The 24,563-nt window shown below is 67.1% G+C and carries 40 protein-coding genes; 4 read left to right on the plus strand and 36 right to left on the minus strand.

The features are described 5' to 3' along the window. Positions 1-9 precede the first annotated feature (9 nt). On the minus strand, positions 10-513 hold the full coding sequence (locus D187_RS36240) for a protein-tyrosine phosphatase family protein (RefSeq protein ID WP_043433248.1): 504 nt from the start codon (positions 511-513) through the stop codon (positions 10-12). Positions 514-547: 34 nt separating this feature from the next. Further along, positions 548-2,248, minus strand: a complete 1,701-nt coding sequence (locus D187_RS36245) for a sigma-54-dependent Fis family transcriptional regulator (protein WP_043433251.1) — start codon at positions 2,246-2,248, stop codon at positions 548-550. 140 nt (positions 2,249-2,388) lie between these two features. Here D187_RS36245 and D187_RS36250 point away from each other — a divergent pair, with 140 nt between their 5' ends. Further along, positions 2,389-3,021 (plus strand): prealbumin-like fold domain-containing protein, encoded by a 633-nt coding sequence (locus tag D187_RS36250; protein WP_155893839.1) that lies wholly within the window; start codon positions 2,389-2,391, stop codon positions 3,019-3,021. 3 nt (positions 3,022-3,024) lie between these two features. Here D187_RS36250 and D187_RS55770 read toward each other — a convergent pair whose 3' ends face one another. Genes D187_RS55770 through D187_RS36260 form a run of 3 tightly spaced genes read right to left on the minus strand, consistent with a single transcriptional unit; the run spans position 3,025 to position 4,971 of the window. Beyond that, positions 3,025-3,171 carry a hypothetical protein gene (locus D187_RS55770; RefSeq protein ID WP_002625353.1) on the minus strand — a complete coding sequence of 49 codons (147 nt, stop codon included), beginning with the start codon at positions 3,169-3,171 and terminating at the stop codon, positions 3,025-3,027. Positions 3,172-3,187: 16 nt separating this feature from the next. Further along, complete coding sequence (locus D187_RS36255; RefSeq protein WP_002625354.1) at positions 3,188-4,360, minus strand: DUF2314 domain-containing protein; 1,173 nt, start codon at positions 4,358-4,360, stop codon at positions 3,188-3,190. After that, positions 4,357-4,971: a deoxynucleoside kinase gene (locus tag D187_RS36260; RefSeq protein ID WP_002625355.1), complete on the minus strand. Its 615-nt coding sequence runs from the start codon at positions 4,969-4,971 to the stop codon at positions 4,357-4,359. The genes D187_RS36255 and D187_RS36260 overlap by 4 nt, the downstream gene beginning before the upstream one ends. Before the next feature lie 209 nt (positions 4,972-5,180). Between D187_RS36260 and D187_RS36265 the strand changes: the two genes are divergently transcribed. From D187_RS36265 to D187_RS36275, 3 genes are read left to right on the plus strand one after another with little or no spacing between them, the layout of a single operon-like run. Further along, complete coding sequence (locus D187_RS36265) at positions 5,181-5,969, plus strand: lysophospholipid acyltransferase family protein (RefSeq protein WP_043433289.1); 789 nt, start codon at positions 5,181-5,183, stop codon at positions 5,967-5,969. Positions 5,970-5,997: 28 nt separating this feature from the next. Continuing rightward, positions 5,998-7,389, plus strand: a complete 1,392-nt coding sequence (locus D187_RS36270; RefSeq protein WP_002625357.1) for a tetratricopeptide repeat protein — start codon at positions 5,998-6,000, stop codon at positions 7,387-7,389. 48 nt (positions 7,390-7,437) lie between these two features. Next, positions 7,438-8,121 (plus strand): hypothetical protein, encoded by a 684-nt coding sequence (locus tag D187_RS36275; RefSeq protein ID WP_043433254.1) that lies wholly within the window; start codon positions 7,438-7,440, stop codon positions 8,119-8,121. A 96-nt stretch (positions 8,122-8,217) separates the two neighbouring features. Here D187_RS36275 and rplQ read toward each other — a convergent pair whose 3' ends face one another. The 31 genes from rplQ to D187_RS55780 all read right to left on the minus strand — a co-directional run. Beyond that, positions 8,218-8,646 (minus strand): 50S ribosomal protein L17, encoded by a 429-nt coding sequence (gene rplQ, locus D187_RS36280; RefSeq protein WP_002625360.1) that lies wholly within the window; start codon positions 8,644-8,646, stop codon positions 8,218-8,220. A 176-nt stretch (positions 8,647-8,822) separates the two neighbouring features. After that, the gene (locus D187_RS36285) at positions 8,823-9,869 is read right to left on the minus strand and encodes a DNA-directed RNA polymerase subunit alpha (RefSeq protein WP_002625361.1); all 1,047 of its coding nucleotides are present in this window, start codon (positions 9,867-9,869) and stop codon (positions 8,823-8,825) included. Positions 9,870-10,034: 165 nt separating this feature from the next. Continuing rightward, positions 10,035-10,661 carry a 30S ribosomal protein S4 gene (rpsD, locus tag D187_RS36290; protein WP_002625362.1) on the minus strand — a complete coding sequence of 209 codons (627 nt, stop codon included), beginning with the start codon at positions 10,659-10,661 and terminating at the stop codon, positions 10,035-10,037. A 69-nt stretch (positions 10,662-10,730) separates the two neighbouring features. Beyond that, on the minus strand, positions 10,731-11,174 hold the full coding sequence (rpsK, locus tag D187_RS36295; RefSeq protein WP_002625363.1) for a 30S ribosomal protein S11: 444 nt from the start codon (positions 11,172-11,174) through the stop codon (positions 10,731-10,733). A gap of 68 nt (positions 11,175-11,242) precedes the next feature. Further along, complete coding sequence (gene rpsM, locus D187_RS36300) at positions 11,243-11,626, minus strand: 30S ribosomal protein S13 (protein WP_002625364.1); 384 nt, start codon at positions 11,624-11,626, stop codon at positions 11,243-11,245. A gap of 51 nt (positions 11,627-11,677) precedes the next feature. Next, the gene (gene rpmJ, locus D187_RS53035; RefSeq protein ID WP_043321360.1) at positions 11,678-11,794 is read right to left on the minus strand and encodes a 50S ribosomal protein L36; all 117 of its coding nucleotides are present in this window, start codon (positions 11,792-11,794) and stop codon (positions 11,678-11,680) included. A gap of 79 nt (positions 11,795-11,873) precedes the next feature. After that, a complete protein-coding gene (gene infA, locus D187_RS36305; RefSeq protein WP_043409051.1) occupies positions 11,874-12,092 on the minus strand; it encodes a translation initiation factor IF-1 in 219 nt (72 codons plus the stop codon). A 243-nt stretch (positions 12,093-12,335) separates the two neighbouring features. After that, on the minus strand, positions 12,336-12,494 hold the full coding sequence (locus D187_RS55775; protein ID WP_155893840.1) for a hypothetical protein: 159 nt from the start codon (positions 12,492-12,494) through the stop codon (positions 12,336-12,338). 38 nt (positions 12,495-12,532) lie between these two features. Continuing rightward, positions 12,533-13,180, minus strand: a complete 648-nt coding sequence (locus D187_RS36310; protein WP_002625368.1) for an adenylate kinase — start codon at positions 13,178-13,180, stop codon at positions 12,533-12,535. 140 nt (positions 13,181-13,320) lie between these two features. Then, positions 13,321-14,667: a preprotein translocase subunit SecY gene (gene secY / locus D187_RS36315; RefSeq protein ID WP_002625369.1), complete on the minus strand. Its 1,347-nt coding sequence runs from the start codon at positions 14,665-14,667 to the stop codon at positions 13,321-13,323. A 126-nt stretch (positions 14,668-14,793) separates the two neighbouring features. Then, the gene (rplO, locus tag D187_RS36320; RefSeq protein ID WP_002625370.1) at positions 14,794-15,312 is read right to left on the minus strand and encodes a 50S ribosomal protein L15; all 519 of its coding nucleotides are present in this window, start codon (positions 15,310-15,312) and stop codon (positions 14,794-14,796) included. Positions 15,313-15,329: 17 nt separating this feature from the next. Next, on the minus strand, positions 15,330-15,593 hold the full coding sequence (gene rpmD / locus D187_RS36325; protein ID WP_002625371.1) for a 50S ribosomal protein L30: 264 nt from the start codon (positions 15,591-15,593) through the stop codon (positions 15,330-15,332). Between the two features lie 2 nt (positions 15,594-15,595). After that, positions 15,596-16,114 carry a 30S ribosomal protein S5 gene (gene rpsE / locus D187_RS36330; protein ID WP_002625372.1) on the minus strand — a complete coding sequence of 173 codons (519 nt, stop codon included), beginning with the start codon at positions 16,112-16,114 and terminating at the stop codon, positions 15,596-15,598. Positions 16,115-16,141: 27 nt separating this feature from the next. Further along, on the minus strand, positions 16,142-16,498 hold the full coding sequence (rplR, locus tag D187_RS36335) for a 50S ribosomal protein L18 (RefSeq protein ID WP_002625373.1): 357 nt from the start codon (positions 16,496-16,498) through the stop codon (positions 16,142-16,144). A gap of 96 nt (positions 16,499-16,594) precedes the next feature. Next, the gene (gene rplF, locus D187_RS36340) at positions 16,595-17,164 is read right to left on the minus strand and encodes a 50S ribosomal protein L6 (protein ID WP_043433260.1); all 570 of its coding nucleotides are present in this window, start codon (positions 17,162-17,164) and stop codon (positions 16,595-16,597) included. Positions 17,165-17,222: 58 nt separating this feature from the next. Further along, positions 17,223-17,624, minus strand: coding sequence for a 30S ribosomal protein S8 (gene rpsH / locus D187_RS36345; protein ID WP_002625375.1), 402 nt, complete (start codon positions 17,622-17,624; stop codon positions 17,223-17,225). Positions 17,625-17,803: 179 nt separating this feature from the next. After that, the gene (locus D187_RS36350) at positions 17,804-17,989 is read right to left on the minus strand and encodes a type Z 30S ribosomal protein S14 (RefSeq protein ID WP_002625376.1); all 186 of its coding nucleotides are present in this window, start codon (positions 17,987-17,989) and stop codon (positions 17,804-17,806) included. A 15-nt stretch (positions 17,990-18,004) separates the two neighbouring features. Continuing rightward, positions 18,005-18,655 (minus strand): 50S ribosomal protein L5, encoded by a 651-nt coding sequence (gene rplE / locus D187_RS36355; protein WP_002625377.1) that lies wholly within the window; start codon positions 18,653-18,655, stop codon positions 18,005-18,007. Positions 18,656-18,834: 179 nt separating this feature from the next. After that, the gene (gene rplX / locus D187_RS36360; protein ID WP_002625378.1) at positions 18,835-19,170 is read right to left on the minus strand and encodes a 50S ribosomal protein L24; all 336 of its coding nucleotides are present in this window, start codon (positions 19,168-19,170) and stop codon (positions 18,835-18,837) included. Positions 19,171-19,207: 37 nt separating this feature from the next. Further along, complete coding sequence (rplN, locus tag D187_RS36365; protein WP_002625379.1) at positions 19,208-19,576, minus strand: 50S ribosomal protein L14; 369 nt, start codon at positions 19,574-19,576, stop codon at positions 19,208-19,210. Between the two features lie 102 nt (positions 19,577-19,678). Continuing rightward, positions 19,679-19,993 carry a 30S ribosomal protein S17 gene (gene rpsQ, locus D187_RS36370; protein ID WP_002625380.1) on the minus strand — a complete coding sequence of 105 codons (315 nt, stop codon included), beginning with the start codon at positions 19,991-19,993 and terminating at the stop codon, positions 19,679-19,681. Positions 19,994-20,004: 11 nt separating this feature from the next. Beyond that, a complete protein-coding gene (gene rpmC / locus D187_RS36375; protein ID WP_002625381.1) occupies positions 20,005-20,211 on the minus strand; it encodes a 50S ribosomal protein L29 in 207 nt (68 codons plus the stop codon). A 62-nt stretch (positions 20,212-20,273) separates the two neighbouring features. Then, positions 20,274-20,693 carry a 50S ribosomal protein L16 gene (gene rplP, locus D187_RS36380; RefSeq protein WP_002625382.1) on the minus strand — a complete coding sequence of 140 codons (420 nt, stop codon included), beginning with the start codon at positions 20,691-20,693 and terminating at the stop codon, positions 20,274-20,276. A gap of 60 nt (positions 20,694-20,753) precedes the next feature. Continuing rightward, a complete protein-coding gene (rpsC, locus tag D187_RS36385) occupies positions 20,754-21,419 on the minus strand; it encodes a 30S ribosomal protein S3 (protein WP_002625383.1) in 666 nt (221 codons plus the stop codon). 48 nt (positions 21,420-21,467) lie between these two features. Then, complete coding sequence (rplV, locus tag D187_RS36390; protein WP_002625384.1) at positions 21,468-21,812, minus strand: 50S ribosomal protein L22; 345 nt, start codon at positions 21,810-21,812, stop codon at positions 21,468-21,470. 43 nt (positions 21,813-21,855) lie between these two features. Continuing rightward, a complete protein-coding gene (rpsS, locus tag D187_RS36395; protein ID WP_002625385.1) occupies positions 21,856-22,137 on the minus strand; it encodes a 30S ribosomal protein S19 in 282 nt (93 codons plus the stop codon). A gap of 15 nt (positions 22,138-22,152) precedes the next feature. Then, positions 22,153-22,998, minus strand: a complete 846-nt coding sequence (gene rplB, locus D187_RS36400; protein ID WP_002625386.1) for a 50S ribosomal protein L2 — start codon at positions 22,996-22,998, stop codon at positions 22,153-22,155. 32 nt (positions 22,999-23,030) lie between these two features. Then, positions 23,031-23,324, minus strand: a complete 294-nt coding sequence (locus tag D187_RS36405) for a 50S ribosomal protein L23 (RefSeq protein WP_002625387.1) — start codon at positions 23,322-23,324, stop codon at positions 23,031-23,033. Next, complete coding sequence (gene rplD / locus D187_RS36410) at positions 23,321-23,944, minus strand: 50S ribosomal protein L4 (protein ID WP_002625388.1); 624 nt, start codon at positions 23,942-23,944, stop codon at positions 23,321-23,323. Before rplD ends, D187_RS36405 begins: the two co-directional genes overlap by 4 nt. Before the next feature lie 52 nt (positions 23,945-23,996). Then, complete coding sequence (rpsJ, locus tag D187_RS36415) at positions 23,997-24,305, minus strand: 30S ribosomal protein S10 (RefSeq protein ID WP_002625389.1); 309 nt, start codon at positions 24,303-24,305, stop codon at positions 23,997-23,999. Between the two features lie 184 nt (positions 24,306-24,489). Continuing rightward, on the minus strand, positions 24,490-24,563 hold a 74-nt coding region (locus D187_RS55780), incomplete at its 5' end, for an EF-Tu C-terminal domain-related protein (protein WP_155893842.1).

Genomic DNA, 24,563 nt, shown 5'->3' on the forward strand with positions numbered 1-24,563 from the left:
GCACTCCCGTCAGGCGGGACGCGAGGCCCGGTACGCCTCGAAGTGCTGCCGCGCGAACTCGTACATGCCCAGCGCGGGCGCGTACCCGGGATAGAGGACGCGGAACTCCAGCGCCGCCTCCTCGAACGTCTGGGTCGCGAAGCGCCGGGTGTGCGCCACCAGATAGAGAAACGCGATGGTGGGCGAGCGCGAGGAGCCCTGGTTGCAGTGCAGCAACACCCGCTGTCCCGCGCCCAGCGCCTCGTGGATGAAGGCGAGCGCCGCGTCGATGGCGTCCTTGGGGATGTACGCGGGATCCGTCATGTCGACGAGGTTGAGCATGAGCCGCGCGCCCCGCCGCGCCACCAGGGCCTCGGGATGGGCCTCGGACACCAGGGGCGTGCGGTAGCCCAGGGCCCCGCGGTGATAGGGCTCCTTGCAGGCGTGGACGACGCTCCACCCCGTCTGGTGCCGCACGGTGTTCTCGTAGTCGAGTTCGTTGCCGACATGCAGTCCTGGCCAGATCTCCACCATCTTCCTCACCCCCCGCCGTCTCGGCAGAAGCCCTTCACACCCTTCTGCGTTCAACGGTGAGCCCATAATCCTCGATCTTCTTGTCCAGGGTTGGACGGCTGATGCCCAACAGCCGCGCGGCGACGATCTTTCGTCCCCCCGCCGAGCGCAAGGCCTCGGCGATGGTCTCCCGTTCCAAACGAGACACGCGCTCCTGCAGCGAGAGCGACGGGGGAGCGGCGTCCTGGTGGAACTCGGGAGGAAGGGCCGAGGCGGGGATGCTCGCGCCGGCATGCAGCAGGGCGAGCCGCTCGCTGAGCAGTTCCAGTTCCCGCACGTTGTGGGGCCACGTGTACTCCATGAGCAGGCGCCGCGCCTCGGGGGTGAGCACGGGGGGCAGCTCCCGGCCCGAGCGCGTGCCCCGAGCGGCGAAGCGCTCGAAGAGCGAGGGGATGTCGGCGCGACGCTCGCGCAGCGCGGGCAGTGCCAGCTCCAGTCCCGACAACTGCAGGGCGAGCGACTCGTCGAGTTCTCCCTGGAGGGCGAGCATGCGCGGCGGGGTGTGCGTGGTGACCAGGAGCCGGACATCCACCGCCTCCTCGCCTCCCTCGCGCGCGGGAGCGCTCTTGCGGGCGAGGAACCGGGCGAGCCGCTCGGCCATGAAGCGCGGCAGGCGATCCACGTGCTGGAGCAGCAGCGAGCCCCCATCGGCGCGCAGGAGCGCGGAGGGCATGGGCGGCGCGCCGGGCGTGCTGGCGCGGCCAAAGAGCGCTTCCTCCAACGAGGAGGCCTCGCGGCAATCCACCTGCACGAGCGGCCCGAGCGCCCGGGGAGAGCGCGCGTGGATGTAGCGGGCGGCCAGGGACTTGCCGGTGCCCGGCTCGCCGAAGAGCACCACGGGGGCGTCGCTCACGGAGGCGCGGCGGGCCTGCTCCACCACCTTGCGAAAGGAGCGCGAGCCGCCCACCATGTCCACGCGTCCGGACGGCGTGCTCGCGCGCGAGCGCACCGCGGCATAGGCCTCGCCGCCGAGCCGGCCGAGCATGGCGGCCAGCCGCGCTTCCGCATCGGTGAAGGGCGGCTCGGAGCGCTCCAGGTAGAGCAGGCCGAAGGGAAGACCGCCCGAGGCCACCAGGGGCGAGCACACCACGCCCTCCGCGCGGCTCTGCTCGGCGTGCTCCATCGCGGCGCGGGCCATGTCCCGAGGCACCTCCACGGAGGAGGCGCCCACCACGGCCGCGGTGAGCATGCCCTTGATGCTGCCCAGCAGCGCCGCGGACGTCTCCGCGCGCAGCGCGTGCAGCGCGTGCTCGGCGAGGTGCCGCAGCACCATGGCCTCGCTGGTGGCCCCCAGCAGCGCCACCCCCGCCGAGTACAGCGCCGCCTCGGTGCCCACGTGGGGCAGCACCTCCACGACGGGCTCCTGGCGCGTGGCCCCCCGCGCTTCGCCCACGCCTATCGACGGCCCGGAGGGCGAGACGAGCACCAGCGTCTTGCCCACCTGCACGCGGTCTCCGGGGTGCAGCGCCACCTCGCCGGTGATGCGCTCGCCGTTGACCGAGGTGCCATTGCGCGACCCCAGGTCCTCCACGTGCACCTGGTCCCCGCGCACGAAGAAGCGCGCGTGGCGGCGCGACATCCGATCGTCCTCGGGCAGGGGCAGTTCACACGAGGGGCTGCGGCCCATCGTCGCCTCTCCGAGGAGTTCATGTCGAAGGCCCGCGCTGGGACCGGAGAGAAGCAGCAGGGAGGGCATGAGCGGCGACGGGGCTATATCACCGAAGCTTCACAGGGGGTGCGTGGCCCGGGGAGGACGGCGTGGGGACGTTCGGCGCCCGCCGCGCCGGGTGGTAAGGTTGGACCCCGCGAGGTCCTCGCGTTCGCGGAGGATGCAACGTGTCACGACAATTCATCGATACCCGGCGGGCCTGGCGTCTGCGCGGCCGCGTGCAGAACTACCAGATCGTGAGGAACCTCGGCCTGGCCGAGCAGCCCGAGGAGCTCGTGTCGGCCAGCCTCCTGGTGGCCGAGCTGGACCGGTGGCTGTCCTCCACGTTCACCCAGCGCACGCTTCACGAATTGTACGAGGCCGTCACGGGCACCCCCCCGGTGAGGGAGCCGACGCTGAAGGATCCGCGGGCGGCCGGACGCATCAAGAGCCGCCTGGCCGAGGCCTTCCTCCGGGGAGAGCTGCTCGCGCTGCCCGCGGGGCCGGCGCGCCTCAAGCAATGGCCCATTCCCGTGGCGCCGACGGGCTCGGGTCCCCCGCTCGCCGTTCCCCTGCTCGAGCAGGTGCCACCGGGCCCCGCTCCGCGCGAGAAGCAAAAGGAAGAGGAGAAGAAGCCCACGGCGTGGGTGGAGTTCGAGCTGATGGACTCGGAGGGCGAGCCGCTCGCGGGCGTGGGCTACAAACTCACCCTGCCGGATGGTTCGACGCGCGAGGGCAAGGTGGACGCCCAGGGACGGGTCCGCGTGGAGGGCATCGAGCCGGGAGAGTGCGTGGTCACCTTCCCGGAGCTGGACGCGTGAGTCTCAGCTGGAGAAGAGGTACGGCCGCTTCTTCTTGACGATGATCTTCGTGGGGGTGCCCGTCTGCAGCTTCACGCCCTGGGTGGCCAGGCGCCTGCGGGTCTCCTTCACGGTCTTCTTCTCGGGGGACTTGGCGTCGGAGGAGGACATGGCGCGGGAGTCTACCCTAGCTGGGGCGCTCGGCCTGGAGCAGGGCGCGCACCTCTTCGTCCTCCAGGGTGCGGCTCTCGCGGCTGAGGGCGAGCGCGTTCACGTCGGCCTCGGGCACTTCCACGTGGGCGCCCTTGCGCCACTCGGTGGTGTGCACGGCGCCATCCACCAGGCGGCCGACGATGGTGGCGTCGTCCCAGGAGAGCACCTCCAGCCAGAGCTGCTCCGTCGCATCGCCGGCCTCCGGGTGCGTCTCGAAGGGGGCGCGCACCAGGAAGGTGAGCGGCTCCATGAGACCGCGGCGCAGGAAGCGCGCCTTGAAGGCGGGCAGGAGCGACTGGGACTCCTCGTGCATGGACTCGGTGCGCTCGGTGGGCTCCTGGAGGAAGCGCTCGCGGAAGGGGCGCAACAGCTCCGCCGTGTTGTGCCGGCCCTGGGGTGACACCACGGTGAGGTAGAGGCCCTCGTGGCCCTCGAAGGCGTCCAGCGGCACGCCGAGCAGGTTGGTGCGCGCCTCGTCCGAGGGCACCAGCATGAAGGGCTGGCCCTCGCTCGTGCCCATCTGAGTGCGCAGCGGCGGCCCCTGCCCGAAGGCCAGATCCGTGCACAGCTCGTGGAGGAAGGCCTCGGCGGGCAAGAGGTCCTGCTCGCCCAGGTGGAAGATCTCCAGATCCCTCGCGCCGAACTTCGCCATGCCGTGCGAGTGCACCCACAGGGGCGTCTCCCCCTCGATGACCTCCACGGCGTGGAGGTTGACGTGGTCGCGGATGTCGAAGTCCAGCTCGGTGATCTCCGCCACGTCATCGGCCTCGTGGACCTTGGACGAGGTGATGTCCACCAGCACACCGGTGGTGTGGGTGAGCAGGACGCGGGCGCACATGAGGGCCACGAAGACGGGCACGGTGGGCTGGGCGGAGCCCGTCTCGAAGGCCAGACGGTAGAAGGCCCGGGCCCGGCCGAGTGCCTCCAGGGCGGGCTCGCTGCCGGAAAACAAATCGTTCGTCCACTCCCGGGGGGTGGGCCGCGACTCGAAGACGACCTCCACCCGGGTCTCCTCGGCCTCGAGCGTGAAGCCCTGCCCGTCGGCAGCGAGCACGAACGCCATCTCCTCGGACTCGAAGGAGGTGAGTAGGAGCTCGGGAGTCACCGGTACGGCGCTCTCGATGGCGACGAGGTAGACCTCCTTCACAAGTACTTCTCGATCTGTCGCAAGAGGTCCACGCGGTCCACCAAGTCCGTCACATAGTCCAGCTTGTCCGTGGGGAGAACCAGGACGGGGGACAACTTGTAGCCACTGAACCATTCCTCGTACAGGCCGTTCAGCCGCTTGAGGTACGAGGGGGGGATGTCCTGTTCCATCTCCCGTCCACGCAGACGGATGCGCTGGCGCAGGGTGCGCACGGGGCAGCGCAGGTAGATCATCAGGTCCGGCGGGGCGAGCGTCTGGGAGAACGTCTCGTAGAGGTCCGAGTACAGGGCCCAGTCGCGCTTGTCGATGAAGCGCTGGCGGTGGAGGTTCTTGGCGAAGATTTCCGCGTCCTCGTAGAGCGTCCGGTCCTGCAGGACGGTGCCGGGCGAGCGCTCGAGCTGGCGCTGGAGGCGGAACTTGGTGGTGAGGAAGAAGAGCTGGGAGCGGAAGGCCCAGGTCCTCATGTCCGCGTAGAAGTCGGCCAGGTAGGGGTTCTGCTCGTTGGGTTCGAAGAAGGGAGTGAGGTCGTACTTCCGGCAGAGGAAGGACGTGAGCTCCGTCTTCCCCGCGCCGATGTTTCCCGCGATCGCGATGAACTTCTTTCGAGCCAAGGCGTTCCGCTTCTATCCCCACCCGCGAGCACACACCAGCGGCAAGGTGATGGTAGATACCCTCCCGTCATGCCCTCCCCCGCCCCCACCCTCGTCGAGACCGCCCTCCCAGCGGTGTGGAAGAGACGTGGGGGCCCCGGGTGTTCCGCCTCGCCGGGTGGGAGACCGGGTGATGGACTCTCCCCTTGGACGAAGCCGAGGTCGCCAGGATGCTCCGCAACCTGTTGTGCATAGTGGTCACGGTGGTGGCCACCGCCCTGTTCTTTCCCCTGACGGTGGTGGTGGCCCTGGTCACCCTCAATCCTGGCGCCACGGTGTGGGTGGCGCGCCGGCTGTGGTCGCCGGTGCTCATCGCGACGGGCGGGGCCCGGGTGGTGGTGACCGGCCAGGAGAACGTGGACCCCAAGCGCCCCACCATCTACGTCTCCAACCACCAGTCCACCCTGGACATCCCCATCCACTTCGTGGCGGTGCCGGTGAACTTCCGCTTCGTGGCCAAGCACCAGCTCAAGTACGTGCCGCTCATCGGCTGGTACCTGTGGCTGGCAGGCCATGTCTTCATCAACCGGGGCCGGCGCGACAAGGCCATCGCCTCGCTGGATGAGGCGGCGCGGAAGATCCGCGCGGGCACGAGCGTGTTCCTCTACCCGGAGGGCACGCGCTCGGATGATGGCCGCGTGCTGCCCTTCAAGAAGGGACCGTTCGCCCTGGCGCTCCGGGCCCGGGTGCCCGTGGTGCCCATCACCATCGAGGGCTCGGGCACGGTGATGCCGAAGAACTCCTGGAACATCCAGCCGGGCCCCGTGTACGTGAAGATTGGCAAGCCCATCGACACCACGCGCTTCGCCGACCACGACCGCGAGGGACTGGCCCGGGCCGTGCGCGACGTCATCATCGCGCAGAGCCTCGAGCTGGGTGGCAAGGGGGGCGACACCAAGGCCGCCGTGGCCGACGCGGGTGTCGAGGGCGAGCCCCTGTCGCGTCGCAGTGCCTCCTAGTCCGCAGCGCCACCCCGAGGAGCCCGTGTTGCCCGTCCCCCCTTGTTTCCCCTCCTGGCGCACGGGCGTGCGCCACCGGCTGAGTGCCTGGATCTGCCTGCTCGGCCTGGGGCTGACCACGGGCTGCCAGCATGGCGCCGCCAGGCGGCCACTCGACGCGCGTGCCCAGGCCCGCGAGTACCTCACGAAGAACCAGCCCGAGCGCGCCCTCCCCTTGCTGGAGGCCGAGGCGGCCCGGGCGCCGGAGGATCTGGAGCTGGCGCGCACGCTCACCGAGGCCCACGTGAAGGCGGGCCAGGCGGAGGCGTGGATCGCCGAGTTGCTCCGCCGCAACGGCCAGGCGGAGCGGGCGGTGAACCACTACATGCTGGGGCTCGCGTATTTCTCGCGGGTGTCGGACGCGGGCTCGCCCGCGGTGGCCGCCTTCCAGCGGGCCCTGGAGCTGAAGCCGGACGAGCCCGAGTTCCATTACCGCCTGGGGCTCGCGCTGCTGGAGTCCGAGCAGTACGCGGCGGCGGTGGGCCCGTTGCGCCGGGCGGCCGAGCTGGCTCCGGAGCGCGCGGGCATCCGCCTGCCACTGGCCAAGGCGCTGCATCGCACCGGGGACGAGCCGGGGGCGGTGGCGGCCCTGTCCGTGCTGGTGAGGAAGGAGCCGAGCCCCGCCGAGGTGGCGACGGCGCGAGCGCTGATGAACCAGCTGGCGGACCCGTTCACGCGCTTTCCCAAGGCGGCCGAGTCCAAGCTGGAGGAAGGCATGCGCTACCTCCAGGAGTTGGACGCGCCCCACCCGGCCATCATCGCCTTCGAGGAGATCCTCCGGGACTACCCGGACCTGGCGGTGGTGCACGCGCTGATGGGGCTGGCGTGGCAGCGCCTGGATGACGCGGGCCGGGCGGTCGAGGAGTTCAAGCGGGCCATCGAGCTGGCGCCGGCGGACGGCAAGAACCACTTCTACCTGGGGGAGCTGTACCTGGCGAGGCAGCGGCCGGAAGCGGCGCTGCCGCATCTGGAGAAGGCGGTGGAGCTCAACCCGCTGTTGGACATGGCGTGGTTCCGGCTCGGCGACATCCGGCTGGAGCGCAAGGACCTGAAGGCCGCGGGCGAGGCCTTCCGGGTGCTGACGCACCTGGAGCCGGACGAGGCGCCGCCGCGGGGCAAGTTGGCGCTGGTGCTCCAGCTCGAGGGCGACTGGGCGGGGGCGGAGCGCGAGCTGAAGCACGTGGTGGACAAGGATCCGGAGAACCTCGAGTTCACCCTGCGCCTGGGCATCCTGTTCACCGAGCAGGCACGCCAGTCCACGCGTCTGGAAGAGCGCCGGGAAGCGGCGGCGAAGGCGGAGCAGTGGCTCGGCAAGGTGCTCGAGGCCCAGCCGGAGAACGCGGTCGCCTCGCGGGCCTTGCAGCAACTCAAGCGGCCGTGAGGGGCCAGTAGCCAGCGGCGGCCCGGGCCCTCTACACTGAGGGAACCGATGAGTGATGGTGCCGATCAATCGCAGCCGCCCCGACGGGGGACGTCGTCGACGACGACGCCTCGCGTGTCATCCACGGGCACGCCTCGTGTGTCCTCGACGACGACTCCCCGCGTGTCGTCGACGACGAATCCCCGGGTGATGTCCGCCGCGCGCACGGCGCCCCTGCCCAAGGGGCAAGAAGCGGCGATGAGCGAGCGGCTGAAGTCCGAGTCCGCCAACGTGGCGCTCAACGCCGTGGCCGTCCTGAAGGAGATGGTCAGCGACTTCCGTCAGCAGGACCGCTTCTTCAAGTACAAGGCCTTCATCGTGGGCGGCTGGGTGCTGCTGTCGCTCGCCACCGTGGGACTCACCTGCGCCCGGGGCGTGAAGGAGACGGGTGACTTCGGCGCGAAGCTCATCCCCATCACCAGTCGCGCCTCGGTGACGATCATGAACAAGAGCGACGAGACGTGGCGCGACGTCATCGTCGTCGTCAAGGACAACCGGGGCAAGGAGTGGCGGGCTTCCGTCGCGCGCGTGGACCCGACCAAGGAGCTCACCGTCACCCCCAAGCAACTGCTGGGCACGGACGGACGAGCGGCTCCCTCGGACATCAAGATCCGCGACGTCGAGATGCGCACGTCCGAGGGCCGGGCCCAACTGCTCGAGAACGGCCACAACCTCACGGAAGAAGCGCCTTAAGCCTTCCCTCCGCGGCTTCGGTGCCCCGCAAAGCACGAGAGCGCCCTTCCCGGAGGAAGGACGCTCCCGTGAACCACACACTGTCAGGACGGCCGACTACTCCGCCTTGTTCTCGGAGGCCTCGCCCTGGGCCTCGGTCTCCGGCGCGTCGACCGGGGTGCTCTTGGCGGGACGATCCACCAACTCCAGCAGGGCCATCTCGGCGCCGTCGCCGCGACGGAACCCGAGCCGGACGATGCGGGTGTAACCACCCGGACGGCTGGCGTAGCGCTCCTTGTACTCCCCGAAGACCTTCTTCAGGATGACGCGATTGCGGACGGTGCGCTCCGCGAGGCGCACATTGGACAGACCGCCGCGCTTGCCGAGGGTGATGATGCGCTCGGCGAGGGCCCGGGCCTCCTTGGCCTTGGGCAGCGTGGTGCGGATGGCCTCGTGCTCGAGCAGCGAGGTGACCATGTTGTGCAGCATCGCGAGCCGGTGGCTCGTGGTGCGGTGGAGCTTCCGTTGTCCAACCTTGTGACGCATGGGACTCTACTCCGGGCCTTCAAGGGGCCCACCACTCCGGCCGTACGAGGTACCGGGTGGAAAGGATGGAGGCCGGCACGGGCTCCACCGCTGCGGGGTTGGGCCGGTGAGGGCCCCCTGCTCGTCCCGGGGCATGAAACCATGCCGCCCCGGGTGGGCAGGTACTCGCACGACGACTAGGCCTTGGGCGCGGTGGCCGCGGCGGGGCTCGGAGGAGGCGCGGCGGGCGGGGTCTTCGGCGGCCAGTTCTCCAGCTTCATGCCGAGCGACAAGCCCATCTCCGCGAGGATCTCCTTGATTTCCTTCAAGGACTTGCGGCCGAAGTTCTTGGTCTTGAGCATCTCGGCCTCGGTGCGCTGCACCAGGTCGCCGATGGTCTTGATGTTGGCCTGCTGCAGGCAGTTGGCCGAGCGCACCGAGAGCTCCAGCTCGTCCACGGAGCGGAAGAGGTTCTCGTTGAGCTTGGCCTCCTCCTTGGGGGCCTCGATGGCCACGGGCTCCTCGGTCTCGTCGAAGTTGACGAACACCGTGAGCTGCTCCTTGATGATCTTCGCCGCGTAGGCGACGGCGTCCTGGGGCGTGACGGAGCCGTCCGTCCACACCTCGAGGGTGAGCTTGTCGTAGTCGGTGACCTGACCGACGCGCGCGTTGGTGACCTGGTAGTTCACCTTGCGGATGGGCGAGAAGAGCGAGTCGATGGGGATGGTGCCGATGGGCGAGCCAGCCACCTTGTTCACGGAGGCGGGCACGTAGCCACGGCCGCGGCGGCACGTGAGCTCCATGCGGACCTTGCCGCCCTCGGAGATGGTGCAGATGTGGTGACCCGGGTTGAGGATCTCCACGTCCTGGTCGGCGATGATGTCACCGGCCTTGACCTCCTTGGGACCCTCCGCCTCGATGCGCAGCGTCTTCTGCTCGTTCGTGTGCATCCGGAGGAGGACCTCCTTCAGATTCAACACGACGTCCGTGACGTCCTCGGCCACCTCGGGGATGGTGGTGAACTCGTGGTCCACGTTCTCGATCTTCACCGTGGTGACGGCCGCGCCCTGGAGGCTCGACAGCAGCACGCGGCGCAGGGAGTTGCCCAGCGTGGTGCCAAAACCCCGCTCCAGCGGCTCGGCGACGAACTTGCCGTAGGTGGGGGTGAGCGAATCCTGATCGACCTCGAGCCGACGCGGCTTGATGAGGTCCCGCCAGTTCTTCGCGATGAAAGTATCAGCCATGTCCTTCTTCTCCTCGTGACGTGGACCACCACCAACTTCCCCGCCCCGGTGGCGGGAGGATGGGCACGTGGGGTGTCTGCGACAGAAGCACGACGCCCCGGCGGTGAGGCCAGGGCGTGTGCGAAAGCATCGGAGGCGAGCCCGGGGACGGGCCTGCCCGTCCGATTACTTCGAGTACAACTCGACGATGAGCTGCTCCTGGATGGGCATGGTGAGGTCCTCGCGGTTGGGCGGGGTCTTCACCGTGGCCTTGAAGTTCTTCTTGTCCAGGTCGATCCACTGCGGCACGCCACGGCGGTCCACGGTCTCCAGGGCCTCGGCGATGCGGAGGATCTTCCGGCTCTTCTCCGCCACCTCGATGGTGGTGCCCGGCTTGACGGCGAAGGAGGGGATGTTCACCCGCTTGCCGTTGATGGTGAAGTGGCCGTGGCGCACGAGCTGGCGCGCCTCGTTGCGCGTGTCCGCGAACCCCATGCGGAACACCACGTTGTCCAGGCGGAGCTCCAGCTGCTGCAGGAGGTTCTCACCCGTCTTGCCCTTGGCGGCCGAGGCGCGGTGGTAGTAGCCCCGGAACTGGCTCTCCAGCAGGCCGTACATGCGCTTGACCTTCTGCTTCTCGCGCAACTGCACGCCGTAGCCGGAGAACTTCACGCGGCCCTGGCCGTGCTGACCGGGGGGATAGGGACGCCGCTCGATGGCACACTTGTCCGTGTAGCAGCGGTCACCCTTCAGGTACATCTTCAGGTTCTCCCGCCGGCAGATGCGGCAGGAGGAGGCGGTATAACGGGCCACGATGCTTCTCCGTGTGGAAAGATGGTCTGGGGCCGCTCCCTCCCGAGGAGGAAGCGGCCCGGAATGGAACTAGACGCGGCGGCGCTTGGGCTGACGGCAGCCGTTGTGCGGGATGGGCGTCACATCGCGGATGAGGGCGATCTTCAGGCCAGCGGCGGCCAGCGCGCGCAGGGCGGACTCACGGCCCGCGCCCGGACCCTTCACCAGCACCGTCACGTTCTTCAGACCGTGCTCCATCGCCTTGGCCGCGGCGTCACCGGCGGCCACCTGGGCGGCGAACGGCGTCGACTTGCGGCTGCCGCGGAAGCCACGGGCGCCCGCGGAGGACCAGGAGATCACGTTCCCGGACACGTCCGTGATCGTGATGATGGTGTTGTTGAACGTGGACTGGATGTGAACCACGCCGTTGAGGATGTTCTTCTTGCCCTTCTTGCTCTTCTTGCGCGCTGCGGCGGTCTCGCCGCCCGCCGCGGGGGCCGCAGCCGCCGCCGGCGCGTTGGTCTCTTCAGCCATGGAACTCGTTGCTCCTGGAAGTAGGTGATCGACGCCAGCTCCTCACGGGGCCGGCGCAGGTGGGAGGACTAGCGCGGAGCCGCCGCCGGCTTGGCGCGCACGATGCCGCGCTTGGGGCCCTTGCGGGTACGCGCGTTGGTGTGCGTCCGCTGGCCGCGCACCGGCAGCCCCTTGCGGTGACGCAGACCCCGGTAGCAGCCCAGGTCCATCAGGCGCTTGATGTTCATCGTGACCTCGCGGCGCAGGTCACCTTCGACCTTGTAGTTCGCCTCGATGAGCTCGCGGATCTTGCGCGTCTGCTCCTCGGTGAGGTCCTTGGTCCGGGTAGCGAGGTCGATCCCCGCGCCCTCGATGATGTCGTGGGCGGTCTTGTTGCCGATCCCGTAGATGTACTGCAACGAGATCACCGCGCGCTTGTTGGGCGGGAGGTCGATGCCGGCGATACGAGCCATCTTCGTCGTTCCTTCTGGGTGAGTTGGTCTGGAGCTCAGCCCTGTTGAGGGCTAGCCCTGGCGCTGCTTGTGCCGGGGGTTGGAGGCGCAAATGATGCGCACGATGCCCTTACGGCGAACAACCTTGCACTTGTCGCAAATCTTCTTGACGGACGCCCGAACCTTCATGGCGGTACTTCCCTTCCTTCGCTTTTAGAAAAGAAAAGCCCTGAAGGCCTGGCCGCCATTCCGCGGAACCAGGCCTCCGCTACTTCGCTCGGTAGGTGATGCGGCCCCGGGACAAGTCGTACGGGGACAGCTCCACCTTCACCTTGTCGCCCGGGAGGATGCGGATGAAGTGCATCCGCATCTTGCCCGAGATGTGCGCGAGCACCTTGTGGCCATTGTCCAGCACCACGCGGAACATCGCGTTCGGGAGGGGCTCCATGACCGTCCCCTCAACTTCGATGGAATCATCCTTCGGCAATCAGAAGCCCTCTCGCGGACCACCTGAACTCTGGAAGCGCGGCGGGATAACACTTTGGTCCTGAAGTGGCAAGCATCCTCGCGCTGGAAAACCACGAAACCGGTAAACCCCTGGGTACTGCGTCGTATTCCGCTCTCCTACCCCGACCGACGCCGGGTGAGGAACTCCGGCCCTCCTTCGGTGATGAGCACCGCGTGCTCGAAGTACGCGGAAAGCTTGTTATCGACGGTGAGCGCTGTCCAGTCACTCATCGAGCACCGCCCCCTCGGACGTGGCCTGGTTCACCATGGGCTCGCCCGCGAGGATCATTCCCGGACGGAGCGCCATACCTCCGCCAGCCCGGGTGCCCTCGTCCAGGGCATCCCAGGTGGCGTCCACCAGGGCCCGAGCCTCGGGGGTCACCTTCCCCACCCGGCGCCCGGCCGAGCAAGCCCCGGCCCCTAGGCCTTGCCCACGACCTTCTTGAGTTCCTCGTAGATGCCTTCGGGAGGCCCCACCCCGTCGATGCTCTTGAGCAGACCGCGCTGGGCGTAGAACTGCTTCAGCGGCGAGGTCTCCTTGTCGTACTTCTGCAGCCGCTTCTCGATGACCTCGGCCTTGTCGTCCTCACGCTGGATGAGGCCGGTGCCGTCCTTGTCGCAGAAGCCGGCCCGCTTCGGAGGGCTCTGGTAGACGTGGTAGACGGCGCCGCAGCTGGGGCAGGAGCGGCGTCCCGAGCCGCGCTCGATGAGCTTCTCGTGCGGAACCTCGAGCGACACCACGGCGTGCAGATTCTTGCCCAGCTTGGCGAGCATGCGCTCGAGGGCCTCGGCCTGGGGGATGGTGCGGGGAAAGCCGTCCAGGATGAAGCCCTGGGCACAGTCGGCCTCCTTGAGCCGCTCCTCGACGATTCCGATGACGAGCTCGTCGGGCACGTAGGAGCCCGCGGCCATCAGCGGCCCGGCCAGCTTGCCCAGCTCGGTCCCCTCGCGCACCGCCTTGCGGAGGATGTCCCCCGTCGAGATCTGCGGAATCGAGTAATCCACATACAGCTTCTTCGCCTGGGTCCCCTTCCCGGCGTTAGGCGGACCCAACAGGATGAGGTTCATGTGTTCTCTCTCAGCTCGTCAGGAAGGAGCGCGGGCGGGCCACACAGTCACCCTTTTCCCGCTGCTCGTTGCACCCCATGAACGGCGAAGCGCCCCTCCCCGGGGCGAGGGGGAGGAGCGCCCGCGAAGCGGCAGCTGGACTAGGCCGCGACGCGAACCCGGCCACGGATCCTCGGACCCCGAGGACCCGCGAAACCCTCGTAGTTGCGGCTGATGAGATGGCCTTCAATCTGCTGCACCGTGTCGAGCGCCACGCCCACGACGATCAGCAGCGCCGTGCCGCCGAAGGTGAAACGCACGTTGAGCAGGTTGGTGATGATGGACGGAATCACGCAGATGGCGGCCAGGTAGATCGCTCCACCGAAGGTGATGCGATTGAGGACGCCCTCGATGAAGTCCGCGGTCTGACGGCCCGGACGGATTCCCGGGATGTAGCCGCCCTGCTTCTTGATGTTGTCCGCCACGTCGTCCGGCCGGAAGGTCAGCGCCGTGTAGAAGAACGCGAAGAAGACGATGAAGAGCACGAACAGGCCGTTGTACACCCAGGGGCTGCTCTCGATGCTGCGCTGGAGCCCCTGCAGGAACGGGAACCACGTGCCCAGCGTCGCCGGGAAGGACAGGATCGCGCCCGCGAAGATGGGCGGAATGACGCCCGCGGTGTTGACCTTCATGGGGAAGTAGGTGGCCTGACCGGCGAACATGCGCCGCCCGGCCATCCGCTTCGCGTACTGCACGGGGATGCGCCGCATCCCGCGCTCCACGTAGACCACCACTGCCACCACGCCCACCATGAAGACCAGGAGCGCGAGCACGGCGGCCATGCTGACCACTTCCTGCTGCACCAGGTCCAGCAGCGTCTTGCCGCTGGGCAACAGGCCCGCGACGATGCCTGCGAAGATGATGAGCGAGATGCCGTTGCCGATCCCGCGCTCGGTGATGCGCTCGCCCAGCCACATGATGAACGCGGTGCCCGCCGTCAGGCTGATGACGGTCATGAAGGTGAACCAGAGGTTGTCGTTGGGCACCACCACCTGGTTGAACCCACTCTGCCCCGCATCGGAGCGGCCCAGCGACGCCAGCCAGCGCGAGATGCCGATGCCCTGGATGGTGGACAGCACGATGGTGCCGTAGCGGGTGTACTGGTTGATCTTCTGCCGGCCGCCCGCGCCTTCCTTCTGCAGCCGCTCCAGGCTCGGCACCACCACGGCGAGCAGCTGGATGATGATGGAGGCGGACACGTACGGCATGATGCCCAATCCGAAGATGGACATCTGGTTCAGGGCGCCACCAGAGAACAGGTTGAAGAGCGAGAACAGGCCACCCGACTGGCGCTGGGCGTCCATGAACGCGTTCATCGCCGCCCGATCCACCCCGGGCGTGTTGATGAAGATGCCGATGCGGTACACCGCGAGCAGCATCAGCGTATAGATGAGCCGACTACGCAACTCCGCGATGCGGAAGACGTTGGCGAAGGCGTTCAGAGCCACGTGGGATCCATCCCCTAAAAAGGTTTCTGCGAGAACAGCAGCGCCCCAATCCGAATTCGGAAAGGGGCGCGGAATCCTACACGGATGGGAAGGCGAGCACCACTGAGAGTGTTACTCGCCCCGCCCTCACTTCCGGGCCTGCTTGACGCCCTTGCCGGAGTGGGCCTTGGCGGCGGACTCGGGCTTGTGCGCCACCAGCGGAAGCTCCTCCGCCGTACCGCCCGCCTTCTCGATGGCCTCGCGAGCCGCCGCCGAGAGCTTGTGGACCCGGAGGGTCAGCTTCTTGGTGAGCGAGCCGTTGCCGAGCACCTTCACGCCGTCGTAGCGGCCCTTGACCAGGCCCTGCTTCTTGAGCGCGTCCACGTCCACCGTGGCGCCCGCGTCGAAGCCCTCGAGGTCCGACAGGTTCACCACCGCGTAGATGGTCCGGTTGGGCGAGTTGAAGCCGAACTTCGGCAGCCGGCGCTGCAGCGGGCTCTGACCGCCTTCGAAACCCTCGAACCGCATGTTGCCGCTACGGGCCTTCTGGCCCTTGCCACCGCGGCCGGCCGTCTTGCCCAGACCGCTACCCTGGCCACGGCCCACGCGCTTCTTGCGGTGCCAGGAGCCCTCGGGGCGCTTCAGATTGTTGAGCGTCGTCGACATTGTCTGAGTCCTCTTCCCTAGGCCTTCGAGGCCTGGCGGGCGCGCGCGGCGTCCCGGGCCCGGATCTTCCGAGGCTTGCGGCGGGTGGCCTTGGGAGCATCACCCTGCACCGTCTCGGCCGTCACCAGGTGACGGACCTTGTTCACCATGCCGCGAATGGCCGGCGTGTCCTGCAGGAGCCGCTCGGAGCCGAACTTCTTCAGCCCGAGGCTCGCGATGGTCGCGAGCTGATCCACGGACGAACCCGCGGCGCTCTTCGTCAACTTGACCTTGATCGCCATGATTAGCCCCTCGCCTCTTCGGACTTCGTGGGACCCACGTCCTTGCCACGCAGGCGCGACACCTGCTCCGGGGAGCGCAGCGTCTTCAGGCCGGCCACGGTCGCCTTCAGCACGTTGTGCGGATTGCGCGAACCCTGGCTCTTGGTGAGGATGTTGCGGATGCCCGCCGCCTCGAGGACCGCGCGCACCGCGCCACCGGCGATGACGCCCGTACCCTCACCGGCCGGCTTCAGGAGCACCCAGCCCGCGCCGAAGTGCCCGAGCACCTCGTGAGGAATGGTGTGACCCTGCAGCGGAACGCGGAACAGGTTCTTCTTCGCGTTCTCGCCACCCTTGCGGATGGCCTCGGGAACCTCGTTGGCCTTGCCCAGCCCCACGCCAACGTGACCGGCGCCATCGCCCACCACCACCAGGGCGGCGAACGAGAACCGCCGGCCGCCCTTCACCACCTTGGCGACGCGGTTGATGTTCACCACGCGGTCGGTGAGGTCGAGATCGTTCGGATTGATCGGAGTTGCCACTTGGGAACTTCCTTCTTCGAAAGGTGTCTAGAACTTGAGCCCGGCCTCGCGCGCGGCATCGGCCACGGCGGCGATCCGACCATGGTACGGGAAGCCGTTGCGGTCGAACACCACCGCCTCGACATTGGCCGCCTTGCACTTCTCGGCGATCAGCGTGCCCACGCGCTTGGCGTCGGCCTTCTTGTCGCCCTCATCCTTGCCCTTGAAATCCTTGGACAGCGACGAGGCGTACGCCAGCGTACGGCCCGTGGTGTCGTCCACCACCTGGGCGTAGATGTGCTTGAGGCTCTTGTAGACCGTGAGCCGCGGGCGCTCCGTGGTACCGGAGAGCTTCTTGCGGATGCGGTTCTTCCTCTTGATGCGCGGATCGAGCTTGTTCGACATGGATGATTCCTTCTCCGTCCGGCGGCGATGGGGATTTCCACCGCCGGATGATTGCGAGGCACCACCTGGCGCCCCGCGGTTGGGTGTTCACTCCGACTAGGCGGTACCGGTCTTGCCTTCCTTGCGGCGGATCTTCTCGGTCGCGTACTTGATGCCCTTGCCCTTGTACGGCTCGGGCGGGCGCAGCGACCGGATGTTCACCGCGGCGGCGCCGAGGACTTCCTTGTCCGCCGAGCGCAGCGTCAGGCCCAGCGTGGGCAGACCATCCTCGGTGCGCGCGGTCTTGTCGACCTCGGCCGTCACGCCCTCGGGAAGGTTGAACACCACCGGGTGCGAGTAGCCCAGCTGGAAGTTGATCGCCTTGCCCTTGACCTCGGCGCGGAAACCAACGCCGCGGATGTCCAGGCGCCGCTCGAAGCCCGTGGAGACGCCCTTGGCCGCGTTGGCCAGGAGCGTGCGCGTCAGGCCGTGCAGGCTGCGCGCCTCGCGCGAGTCGTTCTCGCGCTCCACCACCACCTCGTTGTTGGCGATCGTCACCTTCACGCCCGTGGCGGGAAGCTGCACGACCATCTTGCCCTTGGGGCCTTCGAAATTGACCTGGCGGCCCACGACCGTGGCCTTCGTCTTGTCCGCCAGCTTGACCGGAAGCTTTCCAATCCGACTCATGATTTCCTCGTGCGGTGGCGGGTCGCGGCGCAAGCCACGGCCTCCTCACCGCTGCTGGCTAGTAGACGGTGCAGAGCAGCTCGCCGCCGACCTTCTGCTTGCGAGCCTCGGTATCCACCAGCACGCCCCTGGAGGTGGACAGGATGGAGATGCCCAATCCCCCGAGAACCTGGGGAATCTCACGCACGTTCACGTAACGGCGCAGACCAGGCTTGGAGATGCGGCGGATGCCGGTGATGGCGGGGGCGCGGTCCGGGCCGTACTTCAGCTGCACGGAGATCTCGTTCTGCGGCTTGCGCTCGTGAACGGTGTAATCCCCGATGAAGCCCTCGGCCTTGAGGACCTTGATGATCTCGACCTTGAGGTTCGAGTGGGGCATGACGACCTTGTCGTGCCGCGCGCGGGAACCGTTGCGCAGGCGGGTCAGCATGTCGCCGATGGGATCGTTGACGACCGACATGAATGGCTACCTTCCATGCGGAGCGGCCTGGCCGACTCCGCGTTCGCAACCGCCGCGCCTGCTGGGCCCATCCCAGGGGTTCGCCACGGTTGCCCTGCTCGTACGACGGGCGGCCCACCCTCTTCAGGGCGGGCCAGGGTGCCCCGGTGCCTCATCGGCGCCCGGACACCCGCGTCCAACTACCAGGACGACTTGGTGACGCCAGTGACTTCGCCACGCAGCGCGCGGTGGCGGAAGCAGATGCGGCACATGTTGAACTTGCGCAGGAACGCGCGGGGGCGTCCACACAGCGGGCAGCGGTTGTACGCGCGGACAGCGAACTTCGGCTTGCGCTTCGCCTGGGCGATCTTCGAGAGCTTGGCCATGGGTGCGGATCCTCGTTACGTGCGGAACGGCATGCCGAAGTGACGCATCAGCGCCAGCCCCTGCTCATCGTTAGCCGCGGTGGTGACGAAGCTGATGTTCAGCCCCTTCACCTTCTCGATCTGGTCGTAGTTGATTTCCGGGAAGATGATCTGCTCGCGGACGCCGAGCGTGTAGTTGCCCTTCCCGTCGAACGCCTTGGGCGACACGCCCTTGAAGTCACGCACGCGCGGCAGCGCCACGGTGATGAGGCGGTCGAGGAACTCGTACATGCGGTCGCCGCGCAGCGTGACGGCGGCACCGATGGCCTGGCCCTGACGCAGCTTGAAGTTCGCGATCGACTTGCGCGCGCGGGTCACCACGGGCTTCTGGCCGGTGATGGCGCCGAGCTGGTCCACCGCCGACTCGAGGATCTTGGCGTTGGCGAGCGCCTCGCCGAGGCCCATGTTGACGACGATCTTCTCGAGGCGGGGAACCTCCATCGGGTTCTTGAGCGCCAGCTCCTTCATCAGCGCGGGCACGCCTTCCTTGCGGAAGCGCAGCTTGAGCCGCGCCGGCTTGGCCTCGAGACCCTCCTCGATATTCGCCGCGAAACCGGCCTTCTTGACTTCGTCCTTCTTGCGGCCCTTCTTTTCCTTCTTCGCCGCGTCCTTCTTCTCTTCAGCCATTGTCTTGTCCCCTGCTTCGGAGCGCGGCCGTGGACCCAGCGCGCCGATCAGTACCACCATGAAAAACTACGAACACCGGAGCCCTACGGGTCCTTCGGAGCCCCGGTTACGCCCGCTCGTCTGCTCTCCCCTCACCCGGGCGGGGCAAAGGGCGCGCATACATGCCTGAACCCACGACCCTAGTCAATCAGGCCGTTGCAATCCTTGCGCTTGCAGAACCGCTTCTTCTTGTCCCCATCCAGGCGGATGCCGACGCGGGTCGGCTTGCCGCACTTGGCGCAGACCAGCTGCACGTCCGAGATGTGGATCGTGCCCGGCTTCTCGACGATGCCACCCTCGGGCTGCTGGGGGGTCTTCTTCAGGTGCCGCTTGACCAGGCGCAGACCCTCCACGGTCACGCGCTGGGCCTCCCGGTCGATCTTCAGGATCTTCCCGCGCTTGGTCGCCTCGGTCTTCTCCGAGCGCTCGGCGCCGGCGATGACCTGCACGGTGTCTCCAACCTTGAGCTTCTCCATGGTTCCTCTCCCTCCTCGCGGACCGCCTGACGCCCTACTAGAGGACCTCGGGAGCGAGCGAGATGATCTTCATGAACTTACGGGCGCGGAGCTCGCGGGCCACCGGCCCGAAGATGCGCGTCCCGATGGGCTCCATGTCCTTGTTGATGAGGACGGCGGAGTTGCCATCGAACTTGATGTAGCTGCCATCCGGACGGCCCACCTCGCGCGCGGTGCGCACGATGACCGCCTTGGCCACGTCACCCTTCTTCACCTTCGAGTTCGGCAGCGCCTCGCGGATCGACACGACGATCACATCGCCGATGGACGCGTACTTGCGCTTGGAACCACCCAACACCTTGATGCAGAACACCTTCTTGGCGCCCGAGTTGTCGGCCACGTCGAGCACGCTCGTCATCTGAATCATCTGGAATTTCCTCTCTCAGCTTGCTGCAGGCCCCATCCAATCCGGAGGGGCACCGCGCGGCTCGAGCCACGGTCCCCGCGCGCGGGCGCGGGCTCGGACGGCTCAGACGTTCTTGGTCTTCTCCAACACCTCGACCACGCGCCAACGCTTGTCCTTCGAGCCAGGGCGGGTCTCGGCGATGCGCACGCGATCACCCTCGTTGATGGTGATCTTCGCCGGGTAGTCGTGGTCCTCGACATGCGCCTTGTACTTCTCACGCATGCTCAGGATCTTCCCGTACTTGGGGTGAGCGGCGCGGCGCGAGACGGTGACCACCACCGTCTTCTGCATCTTGTTGGAGGTCACGATGCCCACGCGCGTCTTGGGACGGCCGCGGGAGGGGGTCGTGGCGGGAGTGGTTTGAGTCGCTTCAGCCATGAGAAAAGCTCCTAAGCCTTCTTCTCCGTCCGGGTCTTCTCTCCCAGGACAGTCAGGATGCGCGCCAGATCGCGCTTGTGCTGGGTGCGCTCGGACGGGTTGTCCAGCGAGCCAGTGGCCCGCTTGAGCTGATCCTGGAACAGCGTGTCGCGCAGTTCGGCCGCGCGCTGCTTCAGGTCGTCCGCCGAGAGCTCCTTGAGTTCTTTCGCAGTCGCCATCTTCAATCTCCTCAGAGCCAGTGGGCGGCCCTCTTACCACCAAGGGGCCGCCCGCGGCGGAACTAGAGCGCCAGCTCGCTACGGGTGACGATCTTCGTCAGCACCGGCAGCTTCGCCTGGGCCAACTTCAGGGCGCTGGTGGCCACCTCGGGCGTCATACCCTCCATCTCATAGAGGATGCGACCAGGCTTGACCACCGCCACGTAGTACTCCACACCACCCTTACCGGTACCCATACGGGTCTCGGCGGGCTTCTTGGTGATCGGCTTGTCCGGGAACACGCGGATCCAGATCTTGCCGCCACGCTTGATGTGGCGCGTCATCGCGATACGGGCCGCCTCGATCTGCCGGGAGGTGAGCCACCCCGGCTGAAGCGACATGAGGCCGTACTCACCGTAGGTGAGATCGCTGCCGCGATACGCCAAACCCGGCATGCGGCCCTTGTGCATCTTGCGGAACTTCGTACGAGCAGGCTGAAGCATCGTCGGTGTCCTTCAATCCCGAGTGGGCCGCTCCTCACGGAGCGGCTCACGGGAGGGGGGTTAGCGGTTGGCGGCCGGAGCGGCGCTCGGTCCACCCTTGGTGGGAAGGACCTCGCCGCGGCAGATCCACACCTTGCAGCCGATCTTGCCGTAGGTGGTCTTCGCCTCGGCGAAACCGTAGTCGATGTCCGCGCGCAGGGTGTGCAGGGGCACCCGACCCTCGCGGTACCACTCGTAGCGCGCCATCTCCGCGCCACCGAGGCGGCCGGAGCACGCCACGCGGATGCCCTTGGCGCCGAACTTCATCGCCGTCTGCAGCGCCTTCTTCATGGCGCGGCGGAAGGCGATACGGCGCTCGAGCTGGGTGGCGATGTTCTCGGCCACCAGCTGCGCGTCGGTCTCGGCCTTGCGGACCTCGACGATGTTGAGGAAGACCTCGTTCTTCGTGAACTGCTGGAGGTCCTTCTTCACCGTCTCGATGCCCGCGCCGCGCTTGCCGATGACGATGCCCGGGCGCGCGGTGTGCACGTTGACCTTCACCTTGTTCGCCGCGCGCTCGATCTCCACCTTGGAGACACCCGCATGGTTGAGCGACTTCTTCACGAACTCGCGGATGCGGATGTCTTCATGCAGCCACTGCGCGTAGTTCTTGTGCTCGAACCACTTGGAGTCCCAGGTCTTGATGACCCCGAGGCGGAACCCAATGGGATGGACTTTCTGGCCCAACGTGCGTCTCCTTCAATCGGTTGCGTGGTTCGCCCGGCGGGCGGCCAACTACTTGGCCGCCTCCGCCAGCACCACGTGAATGTGGCTGGTCTTCTTGTTGATGCGCGAGGCGCGACCCATGGCGCGCGGCATGTAGCGGCGCTGGGTCGGACCCTGGTCCACCGAAATCGTCTTCACGACGAGCTTGTCCACGTCGACCTGGCCCTTGGACAGGTCGGTCGCGTTGGCCACGGCGCTCTTGATGAGCTTGGCCACGGGAACCGCAGCGGCGCGGCTGGTGAAGCGCAGGATGTTGAGCGCCTGCCCCACCGGCTTACCGCGAACGAGAGCCGCCACGGTGGAAACCTTCCGGGGCGACATGCTCAGGAACCTCAGATGTGCCTTCGACTCCATGTCATCATCTCCTCTGGCGGACGCCGCCTGTCAGCGGGGCCGACTACTTGCCCTTGGCGACCTTCTTCTCCGCCGAGTGACCGCCGAACGTACGCGTCGGGGCGAACTCGCCGAGCTTGTGGCCCACCATGTTCTCGGTCACGAAGACGGGGATGAACTTGCGGCCGTTGTGCACCGCGAAGGTATGACCCACGAACTCCGGAAGGATGGTCGAACGGCGGGACCACGTCTTCACGACACTCTTCTTGTTCGTCTTGATCATGTCCTCGACCTTCTTGACGAGGTAACCATCGACGAACGGACCCTTCTTAATCGAACGCGCCATTGTGTAAACCCTCGACTACTGGCTGCGCGCGCCCGGACGGCGGACGCTCACGATGAACTTGTCAGTACGCTTGTTCTTGCGCGTGCTCAGGCCCTTGGTCTTCTGGCCCCACGGCGACACCGGATGCGGGTTACCCTGGCCCGACTTACCCTCACCACCACCGTGCGGGTGGTCAACGGGGTTCATCGCCAGACCGCGGACGGTGGGACGGATGCCCAGCCAGCGGCTACGACCCGCCTTGCCGATGCGGATGATCTCGTGCTCCAGGTTGCCCACCTGGCCCACGGTGGCGCGGCACTCGATCTGCACCATGCGCACGGCGCCGGAGGGCAGACGCACCTGGGCGTAGCGGCCTTCCTTCGCCATCAGCTGGCCAGAGGAGCCGGCCGAGCGGATGATCTGCGCGCCACGGCCCGGCTTGAGCTCCACGTTGTGGATGACCGTACCGACCGGGATGTTGATGAGCGGCAGGCTGTTGCCCGGACGGATGTCCGCGTTCTCGCCCGCCATCACCGTGTCCCCGACCTTCAGGTCGACCGGGGCGATGATGTAGCGCTTCTCGCCGTCCGCGTAGTGCAAGAGGGCGATGTTGGCCGAGCGGTTCGGGTCGTACTCGACCGCGGCGACCTTGGCCGGCACGCCGTCCTTGTCACGACGCTTGAAGTCGATGACGCGGTAGCGGCGCTTGTGACCACCACCCTGGTGACGGCGGGTGATGTGGCCGTGAACGTTGCGGCCGCCAGACTTCTTCAGAGACTCGGTGAGCTTCTTCTCCGGCGTGTCCTTGGTGATGTCCGCGAAGTCGGACACCGTCATCAGACGACGGGCGGCGGAGGTCGGCTTGTACTTCTTGATTCCCATGGTTGGTCCTCAACGTCGGTCAGCGCCGTGCGCTAGACCGCGCCTCCCTCGAAGAGTTCGATCTTGTCCCCCTCCTTGAGGGTGACGACCGCCTTCTTGAAGTTCGGCCGCTTGCCAATCGAGCGGCCCACGCGCTTGGTCTTGCCGCGGACGATGTTGGTCCGGACGCCCTCGACGCTCACCTTGAAGAGCTTCTCGACGGCGTTGGCCACATCGTACTTGGTGGCCTTCTTGTCGACGATGAACGAGTACTGCCGGAACTTCTCACGGGCCTGGTCCAGCTTCTCCGTGATGAGCGGTCCCTTGATGACGTCGGTAGCGTTCACGAGAGCGCCCCCTCGATGGCCTTGATGGCCGCGGAAGTCACCACCAGGTGCTTGTGGCGCAGGACGGACTCGAGGTTCAGCCCCTCGGGCGGGAGCACGTCGAACTTCGCCAGGTTGCGCACGCTGCGGTGCAGGTTGATGTTGTCCTTGGCGTCGATGACCAGCGCGCCGGCCAGCTTCAGCCGCTTGGTCAGCACATCGAACGCCTGCTTGCTCTTCGCCGCGTCCAGCTTGAAGCCGTCCAGGATGATGAGCGTCTTCTCCTGGGCGCGCAGCGACAGGGCCGCCCGGAGCGCACCGCGCCGCACCTTCTTGGGCGGACGGTAGAAGTAATCCCGAGGCTTGGGACCCATCGCCTTGCCGCCGCCCACCCAGTGGGAAGCGCGGATGGAGCCCTGGCGGGCGCGGCCGGTACCCTTCTGCTTCCAGGGCTTCTTGCCGCCACCGCTCACCAGCGAGGTGTTCTTCACCGCCACCGTACCGCGGCGACGGTTCACCTGCTGCATCTTCGCCACCTCATAGAAGAGGTGCGCGTTCGGCTCGGCGCCGAAAATCTCGTCGGAGAGCTCGAGCTCCGACACCTTCTTCAAGTCCAGATCGACTACGTCGAACTTCGCCATGGCTATTTCCTCTGGGGAATGGAGTGGAACCGGTCGGGCCCTACCCCGTCCCTCAGGATTTGATCTCCACGTCAACGCCGGCCGACAGATCCAGCTTCATCAGCGCGTCCAGCGTCTGCTGGGTGGGCTCGAGGATGTCGAGCAGGCGCTTGTGCGTGCGGATCTCGAACTGCTCGCGGCTCTTCTTGTCCACGTGCGGCGACCGCAGCACCGTGAACTTGTTGATGCGCGTGGGCAGGGGGATCGGACCGGCAACCTTGGCGCCCGTGCGCCGCGCCGTCTCGACGATCTCCCCAGCGCTCTGATCCAGGAGCTTGGAGTCGTAGGCCTTCAGCCGGATGCGGATCTTCTGTGTCGCCATTCGCAAAAACCTCTTTGTACGGCCTCTGATGGAGGCGCTACGCCCAACGTCCCCTGGATGTCACAGAGCCGTCTCTTCGAAGGGGCGCGGCATGTACCACCGCGCCCCGCGTGTATGCAACCTAATTCACACTGCCCCGGCTTTTCGCTGTTTCTTCAAGCCAGGGCAAGTGGAAACTTCTCTACTACGCGATGATCTCGGCCACAACGCCCGCGCCCACCGTGCGTCCACCCTCGCGAACCGCGAAGCGCAGCTCCT

Origin of the sequence: Cystobacter fuscus DSM 2262 (genome assembly GCF_000335475.2) — a bacterium.
Taxonomy (GTDB): Bacteria; Myxococcota; Myxococcia; order Myxococcales; family Myxococcaceae; genus Cystobacter; species Cystobacter fuscus.